Origin of the sequence: Enterobacter cloacae complex sp. SHL018 (assembly GCF_049237905.1) — a bacterium.
In the GTDB taxonomy this organism is placed as follows: Bacteria; Pseudomonadota; Gammaproteobacteria; order Enterobacterales; family Enterobacteriaceae; genus Enterobacter; species Enterobacter hormaechei_C.
In genome coordinates this window covers 133,525-150,255 of the sequence record NZ_JBMKJE010000001.1, presented here as the reverse complement: position 1 = coordinate 150,255, position 16,731 = coordinate 133,525, and the positions used below count along the sequence as shown (strand labels likewise).

The following is a 16,731-nucleotide window of genomic DNA, read 5'->3' as shown; positions in this document are numbered from 1 at the left end:
CTTTCGTTGTTATAGGTTCAGAGGTCATAACTGGTATGACCTCTTTATCCTGGCAAATTTTTGCCGCAGTGCAAGTGATTACGCGATTACAGCGTCAGGTGTGCGAGATTGCGCTCAACCAGCGCGCTGCCCATACCCGGCACCTGCTTGAGATCGTCAAGGGTTTTGAAAGGACCATACTCTTCACGATAGCTGACGATGGCCTGCGCTTTTTTGAGGCCCACGCCATTCATTACGCGGGCAAGAACGTCCGCAGAGGCAGTATTGATACTGACCCGCGTATCCTCGCCCTCAATGGCTTTCGTGCTGGCCGTCGCGTTGGCTTTAACCTGACCTTGTGACGTTGCATCGGCCTGAGTTTGTGCAGCCTGGGCTTTAGCCGAAGGGGACGCCGCCAGCGCGCCCGCACTCATCCCGGAAGTGGCAATCGCCAGGGTAATTAACAGTGCTTTGATTCCACATTTCATGCTGTTTTCTCCTTGTTTGTTGACAGCCACGCCACGATAACCGCGCGGGAAAACAGGGACAAACAGCAGATTGCAGAAATGGAAAAGGCCGCGAAAGCGGCCTTTAGTTTTTGCAGAGCGTTACGAAAATCTGCGAGCAGATACGTAATTATTGCTCCTGAGTGACCACATCACCCAGCTTGATTTTGGCTTCTTTACGCAGGTTGCTCATCAACGCTTCGAAAGCAATCTGGGCATTGTTCTGGGTAATTCCCTGAACCATGGCCTTCTTCTGCGCGTCTGGCAGCGTGCCGGCTTTCACTTCATCCAGGGCCAGAACCACCACGTTACCCTGCATATCGGTCGTGGTGCCAAAGACAGGTTTGTCTTTCGCCGGCAGGCTCAGGCCAAACGCCGCCTGGCTGACAGGATCCTGACCGGTACGGCTCAGCGTTTTTGCTTCGCCAAAGCTCAGGCCAGCCGCTTTCAGCGCATCGTTCTTACCGGCTTTCAGGTCGGCCAGAATTTTCTCTGCATCCAGTTTTGCCTGCTGTGCCGCTTTGTTATGTTTGACCAGCGCCACCACCTGATCTTTCACTTCCGCCAGGGGCTTCACTGCCTCAGCTTTGTGCTCGCTGACGCGCAGTACGAACGCACGGTCACCGTCAACGGTAATGATGTCTGAGTTGCTGCCCGGCGTACCGTTCTCACCGACCAGACCACCATTGAAAATAGCATCTGAAACCGGTTTGAAGTTCAGTTCTTCCGGCAGGTTTTCATGGCTGAACCAGCCCGTCTCAACCGCCTTCACGCCAGCAGCCTGCTCAGCGCCCGCCAGTGATTCGTTGTCGTTGCTTGCGGCATCGCTCACTTTCTGTTGCAGAGCATAGAAGGCGTCCAGCGCTTTCTCCTGCTTCACTTTCGCAGCGATATCATCACGAACGTCAGCCAGCGGCTTGGTTTTCGCCGCCACAACATCGTCCAGACGCGCCACCAGGAAACCAACGGAGGATTTGATTACACCAGACAGTTGGCCTTTCTCTTTCAGGCCTGCATTTTTCAGCTCATCCGGGGTAGTGGACTCTTCCAGCCAGCCCATATCACCGCCGTTTTTGGCAGAAATAATATCGGTGGATTTTGCTTTCGCTAAGGTGGCGAAATCAGCGCCTTTGTTCAGCTCGTCCAGCACGGCTTTCGCTTCTGCTTCCGTTTTGGTCTGGATCACGCTGTAACGGTTACGCTGCGGCTGAGTGAACTGATCCTGATGCTGGTCGTAATAAGACTGGATCTCGGCGTCAGTCGCGTTTTCCTGCATCGCAGCTGCATCCAGCTTGATATAGCTTACGCGGAACTGTTCCGGAGAGATGAAGTTGTTCTTGTTTTGCTCGTAGTAAGCATTAACTTCAGCGTCGCTAACCTGCTGTTTCGCTGCCAGTGCGTTGACATCAATTGTCGCTTCACGCACCACGCGTTGCTGCGCCACCAGTGCCGCCAGCTCTTCAGTTTCACCTTTCAGCATGAAATCGGTGCCCACCACCGCGTTGATCAGCTGTTGCGTGGTCAACTGGTTACGCAGCGCCTGAGCGTACTGGTCAGCCGTCATACCCATCTGGTTAACAATGCTGTTGTAACGCGCGTTGTCGAACTTCCCATTAGACTGGAAAGCCTGCGTTGAGAAGATGGCTTTTTTAACCTGCTCATCGCTGATGCCCAGACCGAGGCTTTTCGCGTACTGATCCAGCAGCGCCTCGTCAATAAGGCGGTTCAGCGTCTGCTGACGCAGGTTTTTCATATAGCCTTCGTTGGCTGCAAGTTCAGAGTATTGGTCGCCCAGTTGCTGCTGCATGCGGTTACGTTCACCAGCAAAAGCGTTCTCGAACTGCCCACGGCTAATTTCCTGGCCATTCACTTTTGCGGCGTAGTTCGCGCCACCGCCGATGAGGTAACTACTCACACCGGTCAATATGAACGACACGATAATGATACCGAAAATAATCTTGAGCACGAGACTGTTAGCAGCCGTGCGTAAGCTGTCCATCATGGTGTAACAACACTCCGCTGTAGGTGACTGGTTACCTGACGCTGACGGAAAATCCTGACCGTCGCGCGTAAAGGCGTATTGTGACAAGAAAACAGGGCAATTGTCAGCCCACAACTCGCATAAACTCGCACAAATCAGGTCTGGACAAACAAAAAAGGCACATCAAACGATGCGCCCTTGTACTTTTCAGCTTCCCTGGAGCGGGAAAGCAATCAGTTTACTGCGTCTTTCAGCGCTTTACCTGCACGGAAACCCGGCACTTTAGCGGCAGCAATGGTGATCTCTTTGCCGGTCTGAGGGTTGCGGCCAGTACGGGCTGCACGCTCTTTAACCGCAAAAGTACCGAAGCCTACCAGTGCAACGTCGTCCCCAGCTTGCAGAGATTCAGTAACAGAAGCAATTAAAGCATCTAAAGCACGTCCCGCTGCAGCTTTAGAAATATCAGCACCCGCAGCAATTTTGTCAATCAGTTGAGATTTATTCACTGTTCTCTTCCTCTCTTTATAATTTATATCGCACCTGAATCCTTCACAGCGCGACCGCGCAGCAGTTATATCAGTCCTGCTATGACCTTACAACACCCGTTGTTGATGGCTAACCCAATCAGCAATCTAAATTAGCTATACAAAAAAAGGCTGGCAAGTACGAAATGACTTACCAGCCTTGTTTTTATTGGCGCTCTTTGCGCGAGGTCACTATTTTGCGGTTACAACCTGCATTCCGGACGGTTCATTTTGCAGTGCGAGAGTCAGAACTTCCTCAATGCGTTTCACCGGATGGATCTGCAAATCGGCAATAACGTTGTCCGGAATCTCTTCCAGATCGCGTTTATTTTCGTAAGGGATCAATACGGTTTTGATCCCACCGCGGTGTGCCGCCAGCAGTTTTTCTTTTAACCCGCCGATAGGCAGTACCTGACCACGCAGCGTAATTTCACCGGTCATGGCCACATCAGCACGAACCGGGTTCCCTGTCAGGCAGGAAACCAGCGCCGTACACATGGCAATACCCGCGCTTGGGCCATCTTTCGGCGTCGCCCCTTCCGGAACGTGAACGTGAACGTCGCGTTTTTCGTAGAAATCCGGGTTGATACCCAGTTTTTCCGCGCGCGCGCGCACCACGGTCAGCGCCGCCTGGATGGACTCCTGCATCACTTCACCCAGTGAACCGGTGTAGGTCAGCTTGCCTTTGCCCGGGACACAGGCGGTTTCGATGGTCAGCAGATCGCCGCCCACTTCCGTCCATGCCAGACCGGTCACCTGACCAACGCGGTTTTCGTTGTCTGCACGACCGTAGTCGAAGCGCTGAACGCCAAGGTACGCATGCAGATTGTCGCCGTTAATCACAATGTGCTTCAGGCTCTTATCCAGCAGCAGTTGTTTCACCGCTTTACGACACAGTTTGGAGATTTCACGCTCAAGGCTACGCACGCCCGCTTCACGGGTGTAATAGCGAATGATGCCGATAATCGCGCTGTCCTCGACGGTCAGCTCGTTGGCTTTCAGCGCGTTACGCTCAATCTGTTTCGGCAGCAGGTGCTGCTTAGCAATGTTCAGCTTCTCATCTTCGGTATAACCGGAGAGACGGATCACTTCCATACGGTCCAGCAGCGGGGCCGGAATGTTCATGGAGTTGGAGGTCGCCACGAACATCACATCGCTCAGGTCGTAGTCCACTTCCAGGTAGTGATCGCTAAACGCCACGTTCTGTTCTGGATCAAGCACTTCCAGCAGCGCCGACGCCGGATCGCCACGCATGTCCGAAGACATTTTGTCGATCTCATCGAGCAGGAACAGCGGGTTTTTAACCCCCACTTTCGCCATCTTCTGGATCAGCTTGCCCGGCATAGAACCGATGTAGGTACGGCGGTGACCGCGGATTTCCGCTTCATCGCGTACGCCGCCCAGCGCCATACGGATATACTTACGTCCGGTCGCTTTGGCGATGGACTGGCCCAGAGAGGTTTTACCCACGCCTGGAGGCCCTACCAGGCACAGAATTGGGCCTTTGATTTTGTTCACACGGCTCTGTACCGCGAGGTACTCAAGAATGCGGTCTTTCACGCGTTCCAGGCCGTAGTGGTCGGTATCGAGGATTTCCTGCGCCTGACGCAGGTCTTTTTTGACCTTGCTGCGGGCATTCCACGGAACCTGCACCATCCACTCAATATAGCCGCGCACGACGGTCGCCTCTGCCGACATCGGAGACATCATTTTCAGCTTCTGCAACTCAGCTTCGGCTTTCTCTTTCGCCTCTTTCGGCATCTTCGCCGCGTCGATCTTACGCTTCAGCGCTTCGTTTTCATCCGGCGCATCGTCCATCTCGCCGAGCTCTTTCTGAATGGCTTTCATTTGCTCGTTCAGATAGTACTCACGCTGCGATTTTTCCATCTGCTTTTTGACGCGGTTGCGAATGCGCTTCTCAACCTGGAGCAGATCGATCTCAGACTCCATCATCGCCATCAGGTATTCCAGACGTTCATTAACGTCGGACATTTCCAGCACGGACTGTTTGTCGGCAAGCTTCAGCGGCATGTGCGCAGCGATGGTATCCGCCAGACGTGCAGGATCGTCGATGCTGTTCAGCGACGTCAGCACTTCAGGTGGGATTTTCTTATTCAGCTTGATGTAGCCTTCGAACTGGCTGATCGCGGTGCGTACCAGCACTTCCTGTTCGCGCTCATCAAGTTCCGGTGAATCAAGGTACTCTGCCTTCGCAGAGAAGTGCTCGCCATCGTCTGACAGAGTGGTAATACGCGCACGCTGTAAGCCTTCCACCAGCACCTTCACGGTGCCGTCTGGCAGCTTCAGCATCTGCAAAATAGAGGCCACGGTCCCGACGGTGAAAAGATCGTTTACACCCGGCTCATCCGTTGATGCTTCCTTCTGCGCGACCAACATGATTTTTTTATCATGATCCATGGCGGCTTCGAGGCAACGGATAGATTTTTCCCGCCCTACAAATAAGGGTATGACCATGTGCGGATAAACCACCACATCGCGCAACGGCAATACGGGGATTTCAATGCGTTCAGAACGCTCAGGATTCATAGAGCTCTCTCTTAGTTTAGTGTCCGCCAGGTAAACTGGTCATGTAACTGTGCTTCACACAACCATTAACATGTAATCCAGTATATGGGGATGTTTCCCATACATTCAACGCCATGAATACGGAAAAAGTAAAGGGGAGATAAAATCCCCCCTTTTTGATTAACTGATTGTATGAAATGGTGAATTATTCGCCAGATGCCTGCTGCGCTTCCGGTTTACCGTAAATCAGTAACGGCTTGGACTGGCCACCAATGACGGACTCGTCGATCACGACTTTTTCAACGTCTTCCATAGAAGGAAGATCGTACATCGTGTCGAGCAATGCTGCTTCTACGATAGAACGCAGGCCACGGGCACCGGTTTTACGCGCCATCGCTTTCTTGGCAATCGCGTCCAGTGCTTCGTCACGGAATTCCAGCTCAACGCCTTCCAGATTAAACAGCGCCTGATACTGCTTGGTCAGCGCGTTTTTCGGCTCTTTCAGGATCTGAATCAGCGCGTCTTCGCTCAGTTCGTTCAGGGTCGCCACAACCGGCAGACGGCCGATAAATTCCGGAATCAAACCGAATTTGATCAGATCTTCCGGTTCAACCTGCGCCAGCAGCTGGCCTTCGTTTGGTTTTTCAGACGTGGCTTTCACCGTTGCGCCAAAACCAATGCCGGAGCCGGTTTCCACACGGTGAGAGATCACTTTATCCAGGCCTGCAAACGCACCACCACAGATAAACAGGATCTTGGAGGTATCAACCTGCAAGAATTCCTGCTGCGGATGTTTACGTCCACCCTGCGGTGGAACAGCCGCAACCGTACCTTCAATCAGCTTCAGCAGCGCCTGCTGCACGCCCTCGCCCGAGACGTCACGGGTGATCGACGGGTTGTCTGATTTACGGGAGATTTTGTCGATCTCATCGATATAGACGATCCCGCGCTGGGCTTTCTGTACGTCGTAATCGCACTTCTGGAGAAGCTTCTGGATAATATTTTCAACGTCTTCACCCACATAACCGGCTTCGGTCAGGGTGGTGGCATCCGCCATGGTGAACGGAACATCCAGCAGGCGCGCCAGCGTTTCCGCCAGCAGGGTTTTACCAGAACCCGTAGGCCCGATCAGCAGAATGTTACTTTTGCCCAGCTCTACGCCATTGCTGGTATCGCCGTTACGCAGACGTTTGTAGTGGTTGTATACCGCCACCGCCAGCACTTTTTTCGCCTGCTCCTGACCAATGACATAGTCGTCCAGGTGGTGGCGAATCTCGTGTGGCGTTGGTAACGCGCTGCGCTCACGGTGCGGCGCGACTTCTTTAATCTCTTCGCGAATGATGTCGTTACATAAATCGACGCATTCGTCGCAGATATACACGGACGGCCCGGCAATCAGTTTACGCACTTCATGCTGGCTTTTGCCGCAAAAAGAGCAGTACAGCAGTTTGCCCGAACCATCTTTGCGTTTATCTGTCATGAGTCCAAACCTCTTTTTAAGTTCTATGTGCCGCACATGACGACGCAAATGCCATTCTCAGACGCAAGCTGCTTACAGGCAACGTTCCGCCCTACCTTAGTATAGCGGCACACTCGCGTCGCGGGCATCAATTACGATGGGTCAAAATGGAGTCGACTAAGCCGTACTCAACTGCCTCTGGTGCAGAGAGGAAGCGATCGCGCTCGGTATCGCGCTCGATCTGCTCGAGAGGTTGACCCGTATGCTGCGCCATAAGTTCATTCATGCGCGCTTTTACTTTCAGAATTTCTCGGGCGTGGATTTCAATATCCGTCGCCTGGCCCTGGTAACCACCCAGCGGCTGGTGAATCATCACGCGGGAGTTAGGCAGGCAGAAACGCTTACCTTTCGCCCCTGCGGTTAACAGGAAAGCACCCATGGATGCCGCCTGCCCCATACAGATGGTACTGACATCCGGCTTGATGAATTGCATGGTGTCATAAATTGACATGCCCGCCGTAATCACACCGCCTGGCGAGTTGATGTACAGGTAAATGTCTTTTTCCGGGTTTTCCGCTTCCAGGAACAGCATCTGCGCCACGATCAGGTTAGCCATATGGTCTTCCACCTGGCCGGTCAGAAAGATAACGCGTTCCTTGAGCAGACGGGAATAGATATCGAAAGAACGCTCACCGCGTGAGGTCTGTTCAATAACCATTGGCACCAGCGCCATATGGGGTGCAAAGTTATCTCGTTCGCCACTGTATGACATTTCCGTCTCCTGGTTCAAAATTGAAAACACCTGCTGTACTGATTGTAACCTTATGGACGGATTATCAGCCAGTCTCAATCATCGTGATTACATACTAATGGGGGTCGTCATGCCCTATTTCAAGCATAACAACGTTTTGTTGTAACGCTAACACTGAAAGGGCGTTTTAGCACCCTTCCAGGACTAAAGCTGTGATAAAAAAAACCCGTCGCCGGAGGGCAACGGGTTTTTTGTTCAAACTTTAAACCGTCGGGGCGAAATTACGCCTGCTGGTTCATCAGTTCGGTGAAAGAGGTCTCTTTTTCGGTCACTTTCGCTTTCGCCAGTACCGCTTCAACAGCCTGCTCTTCCAGTGCGACGTTGCGCATGTTGTCCATCAGCTCTTTGTTCTTACCGTAGAACTCGATCACTTCTGATGGGTCTTCGTATGCAGAAGCCATCTCTTCGATCAGGCCTTTCACACGCTCTTCGTCAGCTTTCAGCTCGTGGGTACGAATCACTTCGCCCAGCAGCAGGCCGACAACAACGCGACGTTTCGCTTGCTCTTCGAACAGCTCGCGTGGCAGTTCCATCGCTTGCTGCTGGTTGCCACCGAAGCGCTGTGCAGCCTGACGGCGCAGAACGTCGATTTCGCTGTCGATCAGGGCAGCAGGAACGTCGATGTCGTTCGCTTTCACCAGACCTTCAATCGCCTGAGACTTCACGCGGTTACGTACAGCGCCGTTCAGCTCGCGCTCCATGTTTTTACGCACTTCGGTACGCAGGCCCGCAACAGAACCATCTTCCACGCCGAAACGCTTGATGAATTCTTCAGTCAGTTCTGGCAGTTCGCGCTCTTCCACTTTCTTCAGGTTGATAACGAACTTCGCTGCTTTACCTTTCAGGTTTTCAGCGTGGTATTCTTCAGGGAAGGTCACGTCAATGGTGAACTCTTCGCCCGCTTTGTGGCCTTTGATACCGTCTTCGAAGCCTGGGATCATACGACCCTGGCCCATCGCCAGTACGAAGTCAGACGCTTTACCGCCTTCGAACTCTTCGCCGTCTACAGAACCGGTGAAGTCGATGGTTACGCGGTCTTCCGCGTCAACAGCGCCTTCTTTCTCTTTCCAGTTCGCCTGCTGCTTGCGCAGGGTATCCAGCATGCCGTCAACGTCTTCGTCAGTCACGGAAACGATCGGTTTTTCAACTTCGATAGATTCCAGACCTTTCAGCTCAACTTCCGGGTACACTTCGAACTCTACGGAGTAGGTGAAGTCTTCGCCCTGCTTGTATTCACCTGGAACGTAGTTCGGCGCGCCGGCTGGATTGATTTTTTCTTTGATGATCGCGTCGATAAAGTTGCGGCTCATCAGTTCACCCAGCACATCTTGACGCACGGAAGCGCCATAACGCTGAGCAACAACATTCATTGGTACTTTGCCCTTGCGGAAGCCGTCAATACGTACTTTTTTTGCTACGTTGACCAGCTCGCTTTTCACAGCAGTTTCGATGCTGTCAGCAGCGATAGTAATCGTTACACGGCGGCCAAGGCCTTGAGTGGTTTCAACTGAAACTTGCATCTTGTTACCTCAAAAAAATCACAGTGCTCGGTCAACTCTGAATCTGTCTGTTATACCGGGATGCTCTCTTATGTGCAGATTCACATTCCCTGTCGCCAGAATCATCCCGAAGACATTCAATAAGACGCGGCATTATAGCGGCATCACTTAGGTGAGTCGAGAACGGTTGGAGCATGTTGCTGCGGCTTTTTTCACACTTTAAGGCTATTTTTAGCCTTAAAAACGCGCCATCCGCTCAAAACTCAGACAAAACAAAACGGCCTGAAGGCCGTTTTGACGAAATCTGTAAGCAACATACTGGAAAAACTCCGGCGGTTGCAAATCCGATTTATCAGGCGATGGTGCCTGCACCCCGACAAGGCGGTGATGCGAATACCGTATCCTGTAGCCCTTCCCATTCCTTAATGGTGTAGGTATGCAGCGCCAGCGCATGTACGGTTGTGGAGAGTTCTTCCGTCAAGGTGCTGTAGATCAAGCGGTGTCGGTTCAGGAAACGTTCTCCCGTGAAGCGATCGCTGACCAGAACCACTTTAAAGTGGCTTTCAGAACCTGCCGGCACGTTATGACGATAGCTTTCGTCGACAACTTCGAGAAACACAGGGTTGAACGCTGCCCTTAATTTTTCTTCTATCTGTTCACGTATCATCATGAAATCACTCCTCCGACAACGCTAAGGTGTCACCCATCCCTTTAAATATTAGCCGCTTTTACCGGTTCCATTACACCTTGACAACAAATATTTAGCTTTCGTCTGATTTTCTCATCCAAACGAATGAAGTTCACTATGAGGTTCATACGTTTTGTCACTTACAGGGAGAGAAAAGCGGAAAGGTGGTCAATTTTCGGACAAGGCGATGAATTTACATGCGTTGACCACTTCCCCTGGCCGTTAGCGATGTTATGATGGCGGCAATTTTTCTCTCTTTGCTTACGATTCGTTGAGAACCCGAAAATGTTAAAAAAACTCTTCTTTCCGTTGGTAGCACTCTTTATGCTCGCCGGCTGCGCGACTCCGCCGACGACCATTGACGTTTCACCAAAAATTACCCTGCCTCAGCAGGATCCAAGCCTGATGGGCGTCACAGTCAGCATTAATGGCGCCGATCAGCGTCAGGACCAGGCGCTGGCGAAAGTGACTCGCGACAACCAGCAGGTCACGCTGACCGCCTCCCGCGACCTGCGCTTCCTGTTGCAGGAAGTGCTGGAAAAACAGATGACCTCCCGTGGCTACATGATTGGCCCAAGCGGCGCGGTTGATCTGCAAATCATCGTGAACAACCTGTACGCTGACGTCTCCCAGGGTAACGTTCGCTACAACATTGCGACCAAAGCCGATATCGCCATCATTGCTACCGCGAAGAACGGCAATAAAATGAACAAAAACTACCGTGCAAGCTATTCCGTTGAAGGCGCATTCCAGGCCTCCAACAAAAATATCGCTGACGCGGTTAACAGTGTGCTGACTGACACCATTGCCGACATGGCACAGGACACCAGCATTCACGACTTCATCAAGCAGAACGCCCGTTAATCCTGCTGACTGACCCGGTGCTTCACCGGGTCAGTTCATAAGAACATGTCCAGTCACTACTTACGTATTTTCCAGCAACCGAAATCAGCTATTCTGCTGATCCTTGGTTTCGCCTCCGGTTTACCCCTTGCGCTCACCTCCGGCACGTTACAGGCGTGGATGACGGTTGAGAACATCGATCTTAAAACCATTGGTTTCTTCTCGCTCGTCGGCCAGGCTTACGTCTTTAAGTTCCTGTGGTCGCCGGTGATGGATCGCTATACCCCACCGTTCCTCGGGCGCCGTCGCGGCTGGTTAGTGATGACGCAGGTGCTGCTGTTGCTGGCCATTGCCGCAATGGGTTTCCTTGAGCCGTCAACACAGCTGCGCTGGATGGCCGCGCTTGCGGTGGTCATCGCCTTCTGCTCCGCTTCGCAGGACATTGTTTTTGACGCCTGGAAGACGGACGTCCTGCCAGCAGAAGAGCGTGGCGCCGGTGCGGCAATCAGCGTGCTTGGCTACCGCCTGGGTATGCTTGTTTCCGGCGGGCTGGCCCTCTGGCTTGCCGACCGCTATCTCGGCTGGCAGGGAATGTACTGGCTGATGGCCGCTCTGCTGATCCCCTGCATTATTGCCACGCTATTCGCGCCTGAACCGAGCGATGTGATTCCGGTCCCCCGCTCGCTGGAGCAGGCCGTCGCCGCACCGCTCCGCGATTTCTTTGGTCGCAATAATGCCTGGCTGATCCTGCTGCTGATTGTCCTTTATAAGCTTGGCGACGCTTTCGCCATGAGTCTGACCACCACCTTCCTGATCCGCGGCGTCGGGTTTGATGCGGGCGAAGTCGGCGTGGTGAACAAAACCCTGGGGCTGTTTGCCACGATCGTCGGCGCGCTGTACGGCGGTGTATTGATGCAGCGCCTGACGCTGTTCCGCGCTCTGCTGATCTTCGGCATCCTTCAGGGCGCATCGAATGCCGGTTACTGGCTGCTGTCGATCACCGACAAGCATATGATCAGCATGGCGACGGCGGTATTCTTTGAAAACCTGTGTGGCGGTATGGGCACTGCGGCATTTGTCGCCCTGCTGATGACGCTGTGTAATAAGTCATTTTCCGCCACCCAATTTGCGCTACTGTCTGCCCTTTCTGCCGTCGGGCGCGTATACGTTGGCCCCGTCGCGGGCTGGTTTGTTGAAGCTCACGGCTGGCCGACGTTTTATCTCTTCTCGGTGGTGGCGGCGGTGCCGGGGATTTTATTGCTGCTGGTCTGTCGCCAGACGCTGGAATATACCCAGCGGACGGAACACTTCATGCCGCGCACGGAATATCAGGCTGCCTATCGGTTTGCCCTGCGTCTGCTGATGGCTGGTTGTCTTGCGCTGGTAGTGTGGCTCGCGGTACTCATCTTGAATGCGACGACCACCTTGTCGCTTCCGTTTGAAACCCAGCTGCTTGATGCAGGGGTGTTACTCGCCATCGTGGGTATCCTGACCGGTGGGATGCTGGATTTCATGTCATTGCGGAAAACGCAGATGACATGAAGTAAAAAGCGAAAGGTTATTTCCCGTTGTAATAACGACACGAAATTATAACGGCGAAATAACCGCCATCGGCAAAAAAAATATTTGTTGTTTTGTGCGGGATAGCATTCGGAAATTATTGGAGCTTATTTCGCTACGCTATTTTCCGTTAAACGATTCAGCATTCGAAAGATTGAATTTTCGTTTTTTAGTTGTCTTTTTATTGATAATTAATTGTTAATTATTTGTGTATTTTTCACAATGGTTATACCAATTGTCCCTTTTGCGGTATGCTGGGGCACCCTTTCGTTATAACGCCCGCTCCGTGCGGCTTCCCCCGGAAAACGCGACATAATTTGCAACACTTGTGACATGTGCGGCAGAACCCGGTAACACCTTCCTGACACAGGGCTAATGATGTTTACAGTAATGTAACCTTCCCGTAAAATGCCCCCACACTTTAAACGCCACCAGACTCCCGTGGAATTGAGGTCGTTAAATGAGACTCAGGAAATACAATAAAAGTTTGGGATGGTTGTCATTATTCGCAGGCACTGTATTACTCAGTGGCTGCGATTCTGCACTACTAGACCCCAAAGGACAGATTGGACTGGAACAACGTTCATTGATACTGACGGCTTTTGGCCTGATGTTGATTGTGGTTATTCCTGCCATCTTGATGGCTGTTGGTTTCGCCTGGAAGTATCGTGCGAGCAATAAAGATGCGAAGTATAGCCCTAACTGGTCACACTCCAATAAAGTGGAAGCTGTGGTCTGGACGGTACCTATTCTGATCATCCTGTTCCTTGCTGTACTGACCTGGAAAACCACTCACGCACTTGAGCCGAGCAAACCGCTGGTTCACGATGAAAAACCTATTACCATTGAAGTGGTCTCCATGGACTGGAAATGGTTCTTCATCTATCCAGAACAGGGCATTGCTACCGTGAATGAAATCGCCTTCCCGGCGAACACTCCGGTTCAGTTCAAAGTGACCTCCAACTCCGTAATGAACTCCTTCTTCATCCCACGTCTGGGCAGCCAGATTTACGCGATGGCCGGTATGCAGACTAACCTGCACCTGATCGCGAATGAAGCAGGCACCTACGACGGTATCTCCGCCAGCTATAGTGGCCCGGGCTTCTCGGGTATGAAGTTCAAAGCTATCGCTACGCCAGACCGCGCGACTTTCGACCAGTGGGTTGCAAAAGCGAAGCAGTCTCCAAACACCATGTCTGACATGGCGGCGTTCGAAAAAGTGGCTGCACCTAGCGAATACAACAAGGTGGAGTACTTCTCTAACGTGAAACCGAATCTGTTCAAAGATGTTATTGGCAAATTTATGGATCACGGCATGAGCATGGACATGACCCAGCCTGAAGGCGAGCACAATACGCACCAGGGTATGGAAGGCATGGACATGAGCCACGCGGAAACCGCTCACTAAGGGGCCGAGGAAGAAAATGTTCGGAAAATTGACACTGGATGCAGTGCCCTACCATGAACCGATTATTATGGTTACGGTGGCTGCAATTATCATTGGTGGCGCGGCCTTAGTTGGCCTGATCACTTACTTCGGTAAGTGGAGCTACCTGTGGAATGAGTGGCTGACTTCGGTTGACCACAAAAAACTCGGTATCATGTACTGCATCGTCGGTATCGTCATGTTAATTCGTGGCTTTGCGGATGCAATCATGATGCGTAGCCAGCAGGCGCTTGCGTCTGCGGGCGAAGCCGGCTTCCTGCCACCGCACCACTACGATCAGATCTTTACCGCCCACGGCGTTATCATGATCTTCTTCGTGGCGATGCCGCTGGTAATCGGTCTGATGAACGTGGTCGTTCCGCTGCAAATCGGCGCGCGCGACGTTGCGTTCCCGTTCCTGAACAACCTGAGCTTCTGGTTCACGGTTGTCGGCGTTATCCTGGTTAACCTGTCACTGGGTGTGGGCGAATTTGCTCAGACTGGCTGGCTGGCCTACCCGCCGCTGTCGGGAATTGAGTACAGTCCGGGCGTGGGCGTTGACTACTGGATTTGGGCGCTTCAGCTCTCCGGTGTCGGTACCACCCTGACCGGTATTAACTTCTTCGTGACCATCCTGAAGATGCGTGCACCAGGTATGACGATGTTCAAGATGCCAGTATTTACCTGGGCATCTCTGTGCGCCAACGTCCTGATTATCGCGTCGTTCCCAATTCTGACCGTCACCATCGCGCTGCTGACCCTGGATCGCTATCTGGGTACCCATTTCTTCACGAATGATATGGGTGGCAACATGATGATGTACATCAACCTGATTTGGGCCTGGGGTCACCCGGAAGTGTACATCCTGGTTCTGCCGGTGTTCGGTGTGTTCTCCGAAATCGCGGCAACCTTCTCGCGCAAACGCCTGTTTGGTTACACCTCTCTGGTGTGGGCAACCGTATGTATTACCGTCCTGTCGTTCATCGTCTGGCTGCACCACTTCTTCACCATGGGTGCGGGTGCCAACGTAAACGCCTTCTTCGGTATTACCACCATGATTATCGCGATCCCGACCGGGGTTAAGATCTTCAACTGGCTGTTCACCATGTACCAGGGTCGTATCGTGTTCCACTCAGCTATGCTGTGGACCATCGGCTTCATCGTGACCTTCTCCGTAGGTGGGATGACCGGCGTACTGCTGGCGGTACCAGGTGCTGACTTCGTTCTGCACAACAGTCTGTTCCTGATTGCGCACTTCCATAACGTTATCATCGGTGGCGTGGTCTTCGGCTGCTTCGCTGGTGTGACCTACTGGTGGCCAAAAGCGTTCGGTTTCACCCTGAACGAAAAATGGGGTAAACGCGCGTTCTGGTTCTGGATCATCGGCTTCTTCGTGGCGTTTATGCCGCTGTACGTGCTGGGCTTCATGGGGATGACCCGTCGTCTGAGCCAGCAGATCGATCCGCAGTTCCACCCAATGCTGATGGTTGCAGCGGGCGGCGCAGCGCTGATTGCCTGCGGTATTCTGTGCCAGCTGATTCAGTACTACGTGTCTATCCGTGACCGTAACCTGAACCGCGACCTGACCGGTGACCCATGGGGTGGCCGTACGCTGGAGTGGGCGACCTCTTCTCCGCCTCCGTTCTATAACTTTGCCGTAGTGCCGCACATTCACGAGCGTGATGCATTCTGGGAAATGAAAGAAAAAGGTGAAGCGTACAAGCAACCTGAGCATTACGAAGAGATCCATATGCCGAAAAACAGCGCCGCGGGCATGGTCATTGCCGCTTTCGCAACGGTATTTGGTTTCGCAATGATCTGGCACATCTGGTGGATGGCGATTGTTGGCTTCGCTGGCATCGTAATCAGCTGGATTGTGAAGAGCTTTGACGAGGACGTGGACTACTACGTACCAGTCCGTGAAGTTGAAAAGCTGGAAAACCAGCATTTTGACGAGATTTCTAAAGCGGGGCTGAAAAATGGCAACTGATACTCTGGCGCACTCAACTGCCCACGCGCATGAACATGCGCACCATGATACAGGACCGACGAAAGTCTTCGGTTTCTGGATCTACCTGATGAGCGACTGCATCCTGTTCTGCTGTCTGTTCGCAACCTATGCCGTTCTGGTGAACGGCACAGCGGGCGGCCCGACCGGTAAGGACATCTTTGAACTGCCGTTCGTTCTGGTTGAAACCGCACTGCTGTTATTCAGCTCCATCACCTACGGCATGGCGGCTATCGCCATGTACAAAAACAACAAGAGCCAGGTTGTCTCCTGGCTGGCGTTGACCTGGCTGTTTGGTGCTGGCTTTATCGGGATGGAAATCTATGAATTCCATCACCTGATCATGGAAGGTTTCGGCCCGGATCGTAGCGGCTTCCTGTCAGCGTTCTTCGCGCTGGTAGGCACCCACGGTCTGCACGTGACCTCGGGTCTGATCTGGATGGCGGTGCTGATGTTCCAGATCTCCCGTCGCGGCCTGACCAGTACTAACCGTACCCGTATTATGTGCCTGAGCCTGTTCTGGCACTTCCTGGACGTGGTATGGATCTGTGTGTTCTCTGTTGTCTATCTGATGGGGGCGATGTAATGAGTCATTCTAACGATCATGGCGCTTCCCACGGCAGCGTAAAAACCTACATGACAGGTTTCATCCTGTCGATCATTCTGACGGTGATCCCGTTCTGGATGGTGATGAACGGTTCTGCATCTAAGCCGGTTATCCTGGGCGCAATCCTGGTGACCGCGGTGATTCAGATTCTGGTGCATCTGGTTTGCTTCCTGCACATGAACACCAAGTCCGATGAAGGCTGGAACATGACGGCCTTTATCTTTACCGTGATTATCATCGCTATCCTGGTAGTCGGTTCCATCTGGATTATGTGGAACCTTAACTACAACATGATGGTTCACTAAGAGCGGCGA

General features: G+C 52.6%; 14 protein-coding genes. 6 read left to right on the top strand and 8 right to left on the bottom strand.

Translation table 11 applies throughout. The features are described 5' to 3' along the window. Nucleotides 1-86: 86 nt before the first annotated feature. The 8 genes from ACOTY5_RS00710 to bolA all read right to left on the bottom strand — a co-directional run bounded on the left by ACOTY5_RS00710 (nt 87) and on the right by bolA (nt 9,955). Nucleotides 87-467 (bottom strand): helix-hairpin-helix domain-containing protein, encoded by a 381-nt coding sequence (locus ACOTY5_RS00710; protein WP_045142052.1) that lies wholly within the window; start codon nt 465-467, stop codon nt 87-89. Nucleotides 468-615: 148 nt separating this feature from the next. Then, nucleotides 616-2,487, bottom strand: a complete 1,872-nt coding sequence (gene ppiD / locus ACOTY5_RS00705) for a peptidylprolyl isomerase (RefSeq protein WP_045142051.1) — start codon at nt 2,485-2,487, stop codon at nt 616-618. A 212-nt stretch (nt 2,488-2,699) separates the two neighbouring features. Beyond that, nucleotides 2,700-2,972 (bottom strand): nucleoid-associated protein HU-beta, encoded by a 273-nt coding sequence (gene hupB, locus ACOTY5_RS00700; protein WP_002444653.1) that lies wholly within the window; start codon nt 2,970-2,972, stop codon nt 2,700-2,702. Nucleotides 2,973-3,182: 210 nt separating this feature from the next. Continuing rightward, the gene (lon, locus tag ACOTY5_RS00695; RefSeq protein ID WP_045142050.1) at nt 3,183-5,537 is read right to left on the bottom strand and encodes an endopeptidase La; all 2,355 of its coding nucleotides are present in this window, start codon (nt 5,535-5,537) and stop codon (nt 3,183-3,185) included. Nucleotides 5,538-5,721: 184 nt separating this feature from the next. Then, nucleotides 5,722-6,996: an ATP-dependent protease ATP-binding subunit ClpX gene (clpX, locus tag ACOTY5_RS00690; protein WP_015571275.1), complete on the bottom strand. Its 1,275-nt coding sequence runs from the start codon at nt 6,994-6,996 to the stop codon at nt 5,722-5,724. A 127-nt stretch (nt 6,997-7,123) separates the two neighbouring features. Further along, nucleotides 7,124-7,747, bottom strand: coding sequence for an ATP-dependent Clp endopeptidase proteolytic subunit ClpP (gene clpP / locus ACOTY5_RS00685; RefSeq protein ID WP_006809880.1), 624 nt, complete (start codon nt 7,745-7,747; stop codon nt 7,124-7,126). Between the two features lie 260 nt (nt 7,748-8,007). Then, nucleotides 8,008-9,306, bottom strand: coding sequence for a trigger factor (gene tig / locus ACOTY5_RS00680; protein ID WP_015571277.1), 1,299 nt, complete (start codon nt 9,304-9,306; stop codon nt 8,008-8,010). Nucleotides 9,307-9,637: 331 nt separating this feature from the next. Next, a complete protein-coding gene (gene bolA, locus ACOTY5_RS00675) occupies nt 9,638-9,955 on the bottom strand; it encodes a transcriptional regulator BolA (protein ID WP_003859051.1) in 318 nt (105 codons plus the stop codon). Nucleotides 9,956-10,258: 303 nt separating this feature from the next. Here bolA and ACOTY5_RS00670 point away from each other — a divergent pair, with 303 nt between their 5' ends. The 6 genes from ACOTY5_RS00670 (at nt 10,259) to ACOTY5_RS00645 (ending at nt 16,722) form a co-directional block, all read left to right on the top strand. After that, nucleotides 10,259-10,837, top strand: coding sequence for a lipoprotein (locus ACOTY5_RS00670; protein WP_003859052.1), 579 nt, complete (start codon nt 10,259-10,261; stop codon nt 10,835-10,837). Between the two features lie 45 nt (nt 10,838-10,882). After that, nucleotides 10,883-12,358: a muropeptide MFS transporter AmpG gene (ampG, locus tag ACOTY5_RS00665; RefSeq protein ID WP_017383190.1), complete on the top strand. Its 1,476-nt coding sequence runs from the start codon at nt 10,883-10,885 to the stop codon at nt 12,356-12,358. Between the two features lie 478 nt (nt 12,359-12,836). Then, complete coding sequence (gene cyoA, locus ACOTY5_RS00660; RefSeq protein ID WP_006809886.1) at nt 12,837-13,784, top strand: cytochrome o ubiquinol oxidase subunit II; 948 nt, start codon at nt 12,837-12,839, stop codon at nt 13,782-13,784. 16 nt (nt 13,785-13,800) lie between these two features. Then, nucleotides 13,801-15,792, top strand: a complete 1,992-nt coding sequence (gene cyoB, locus ACOTY5_RS00655) for a cytochrome o ubiquinol oxidase subunit I (protein ID WP_017383189.1) — start codon at nt 13,801-13,803, stop codon at nt 15,790-15,792. Continuing rightward, a complete protein-coding gene (locus ACOTY5_RS00650) occupies nt 15,782-16,396 on the top strand; it encodes a cytochrome o ubiquinol oxidase subunit III (RefSeq protein ID WP_003859057.1) in 615 nt (204 codons plus the stop codon). Before cyoB ends, ACOTY5_RS00650 begins: the two co-directional genes overlap by 11 nt. Continuing rightward, complete coding sequence (locus tag ACOTY5_RS00645) at nt 16,396-16,722, top strand: cytochrome o ubiquinol oxidase subunit IV (protein ID WP_006809888.1); 327 nt, start codon at nt 16,396-16,398, stop codon at nt 16,720-16,722. Before ACOTY5_RS00650 ends, ACOTY5_RS00645 begins: the two co-directional genes overlap by 1 nt. The last annotated feature ends 9 nt before the right edge of the window (nt 16,723-16,731 follow it).

Bases quoted from the DNA above. Each gene is read 5' to 3' on its own strand.
- ppiD (WP_045142051.1), bottom strand. From the start codon at position 2,487: ATGATGGACAGCTTACGCACGGCTGCTAACAGTCTCGTGCTCAAGATT.
- ampG (WP_017383190.1), top strand. From the start codon at position 10,883: ATGTCCAGTCACTACTTACGTATTTTCCAGCAACCGAAATCAGCTATT.
- ACOTY5_RS00645 (WP_006809888.1), top strand. From the start codon at position 16,396: ATGAGTCATTCTAACGATCATGGCGCTTCCCACGGCAGCGTAAAAACC.
- bolA (WP_003859051.1), bottom strand. From the start codon at position 9,955: ATGATGATACGTGAACAGATAGAAGAAAAATTAAGGGCAGCGTTCAAC.
- clpX (WP_015571275.1), bottom strand. From the start codon at position 6,996: ATGACAGATAAACGCAAAGATGGTTCGGGCAAACTGCTGTACTGCTCT.
- lon (WP_045142050.1), bottom strand. From the start codon at position 5,537: ATGAATCCTGAGCGTTCTGAACGCATTGAAATCCCCGTATTGCCGTTG.
- clpP (WP_006809880.1), bottom strand. From the start codon at position 7,747: ATGTCATACAGTGGCGAACGAGATAACTTTGCACCCCATATGGCGCTG.
- cyoB (WP_017383189.1), top strand. From the start codon at position 13,801: ATGTTCGGAAAATTGACACTGGATGCAGTGCCCTACCATGAACCGATT.
- tig (WP_015571277.1), bottom strand. From the start codon at position 9,306: ATGCAAGTTTCAGTTGAAACCACTCAAGGCCTTGGCCGCCGTGTAACG.
- ACOTY5_RS00710 (WP_045142052.1), bottom strand. From the start codon at position 467: ATGAAATGTGGAATCAAAGCACTGTTAATTACCCTGGCGATTGCCACT.
- ACOTY5_RS00670 (WP_003859052.1), top strand. From the start codon at position 10,259: ATGTTAAAAAAACTCTTCTTTCCGTTGGTAGCACTCTTTATGCTCGCC.
- cyoA (WP_006809886.1), top strand. From the start codon at position 12,837: ATGAGACTCAGGAAATACAATAAAAGTTTGGGATGGTTGTCATTATTC.
- ACOTY5_RS00650 (WP_003859057.1), top strand. From the start codon at position 15,782: ATGGCAACTGATACTCTGGCGCACTCAACTGCCCACGCGCATGAACAT.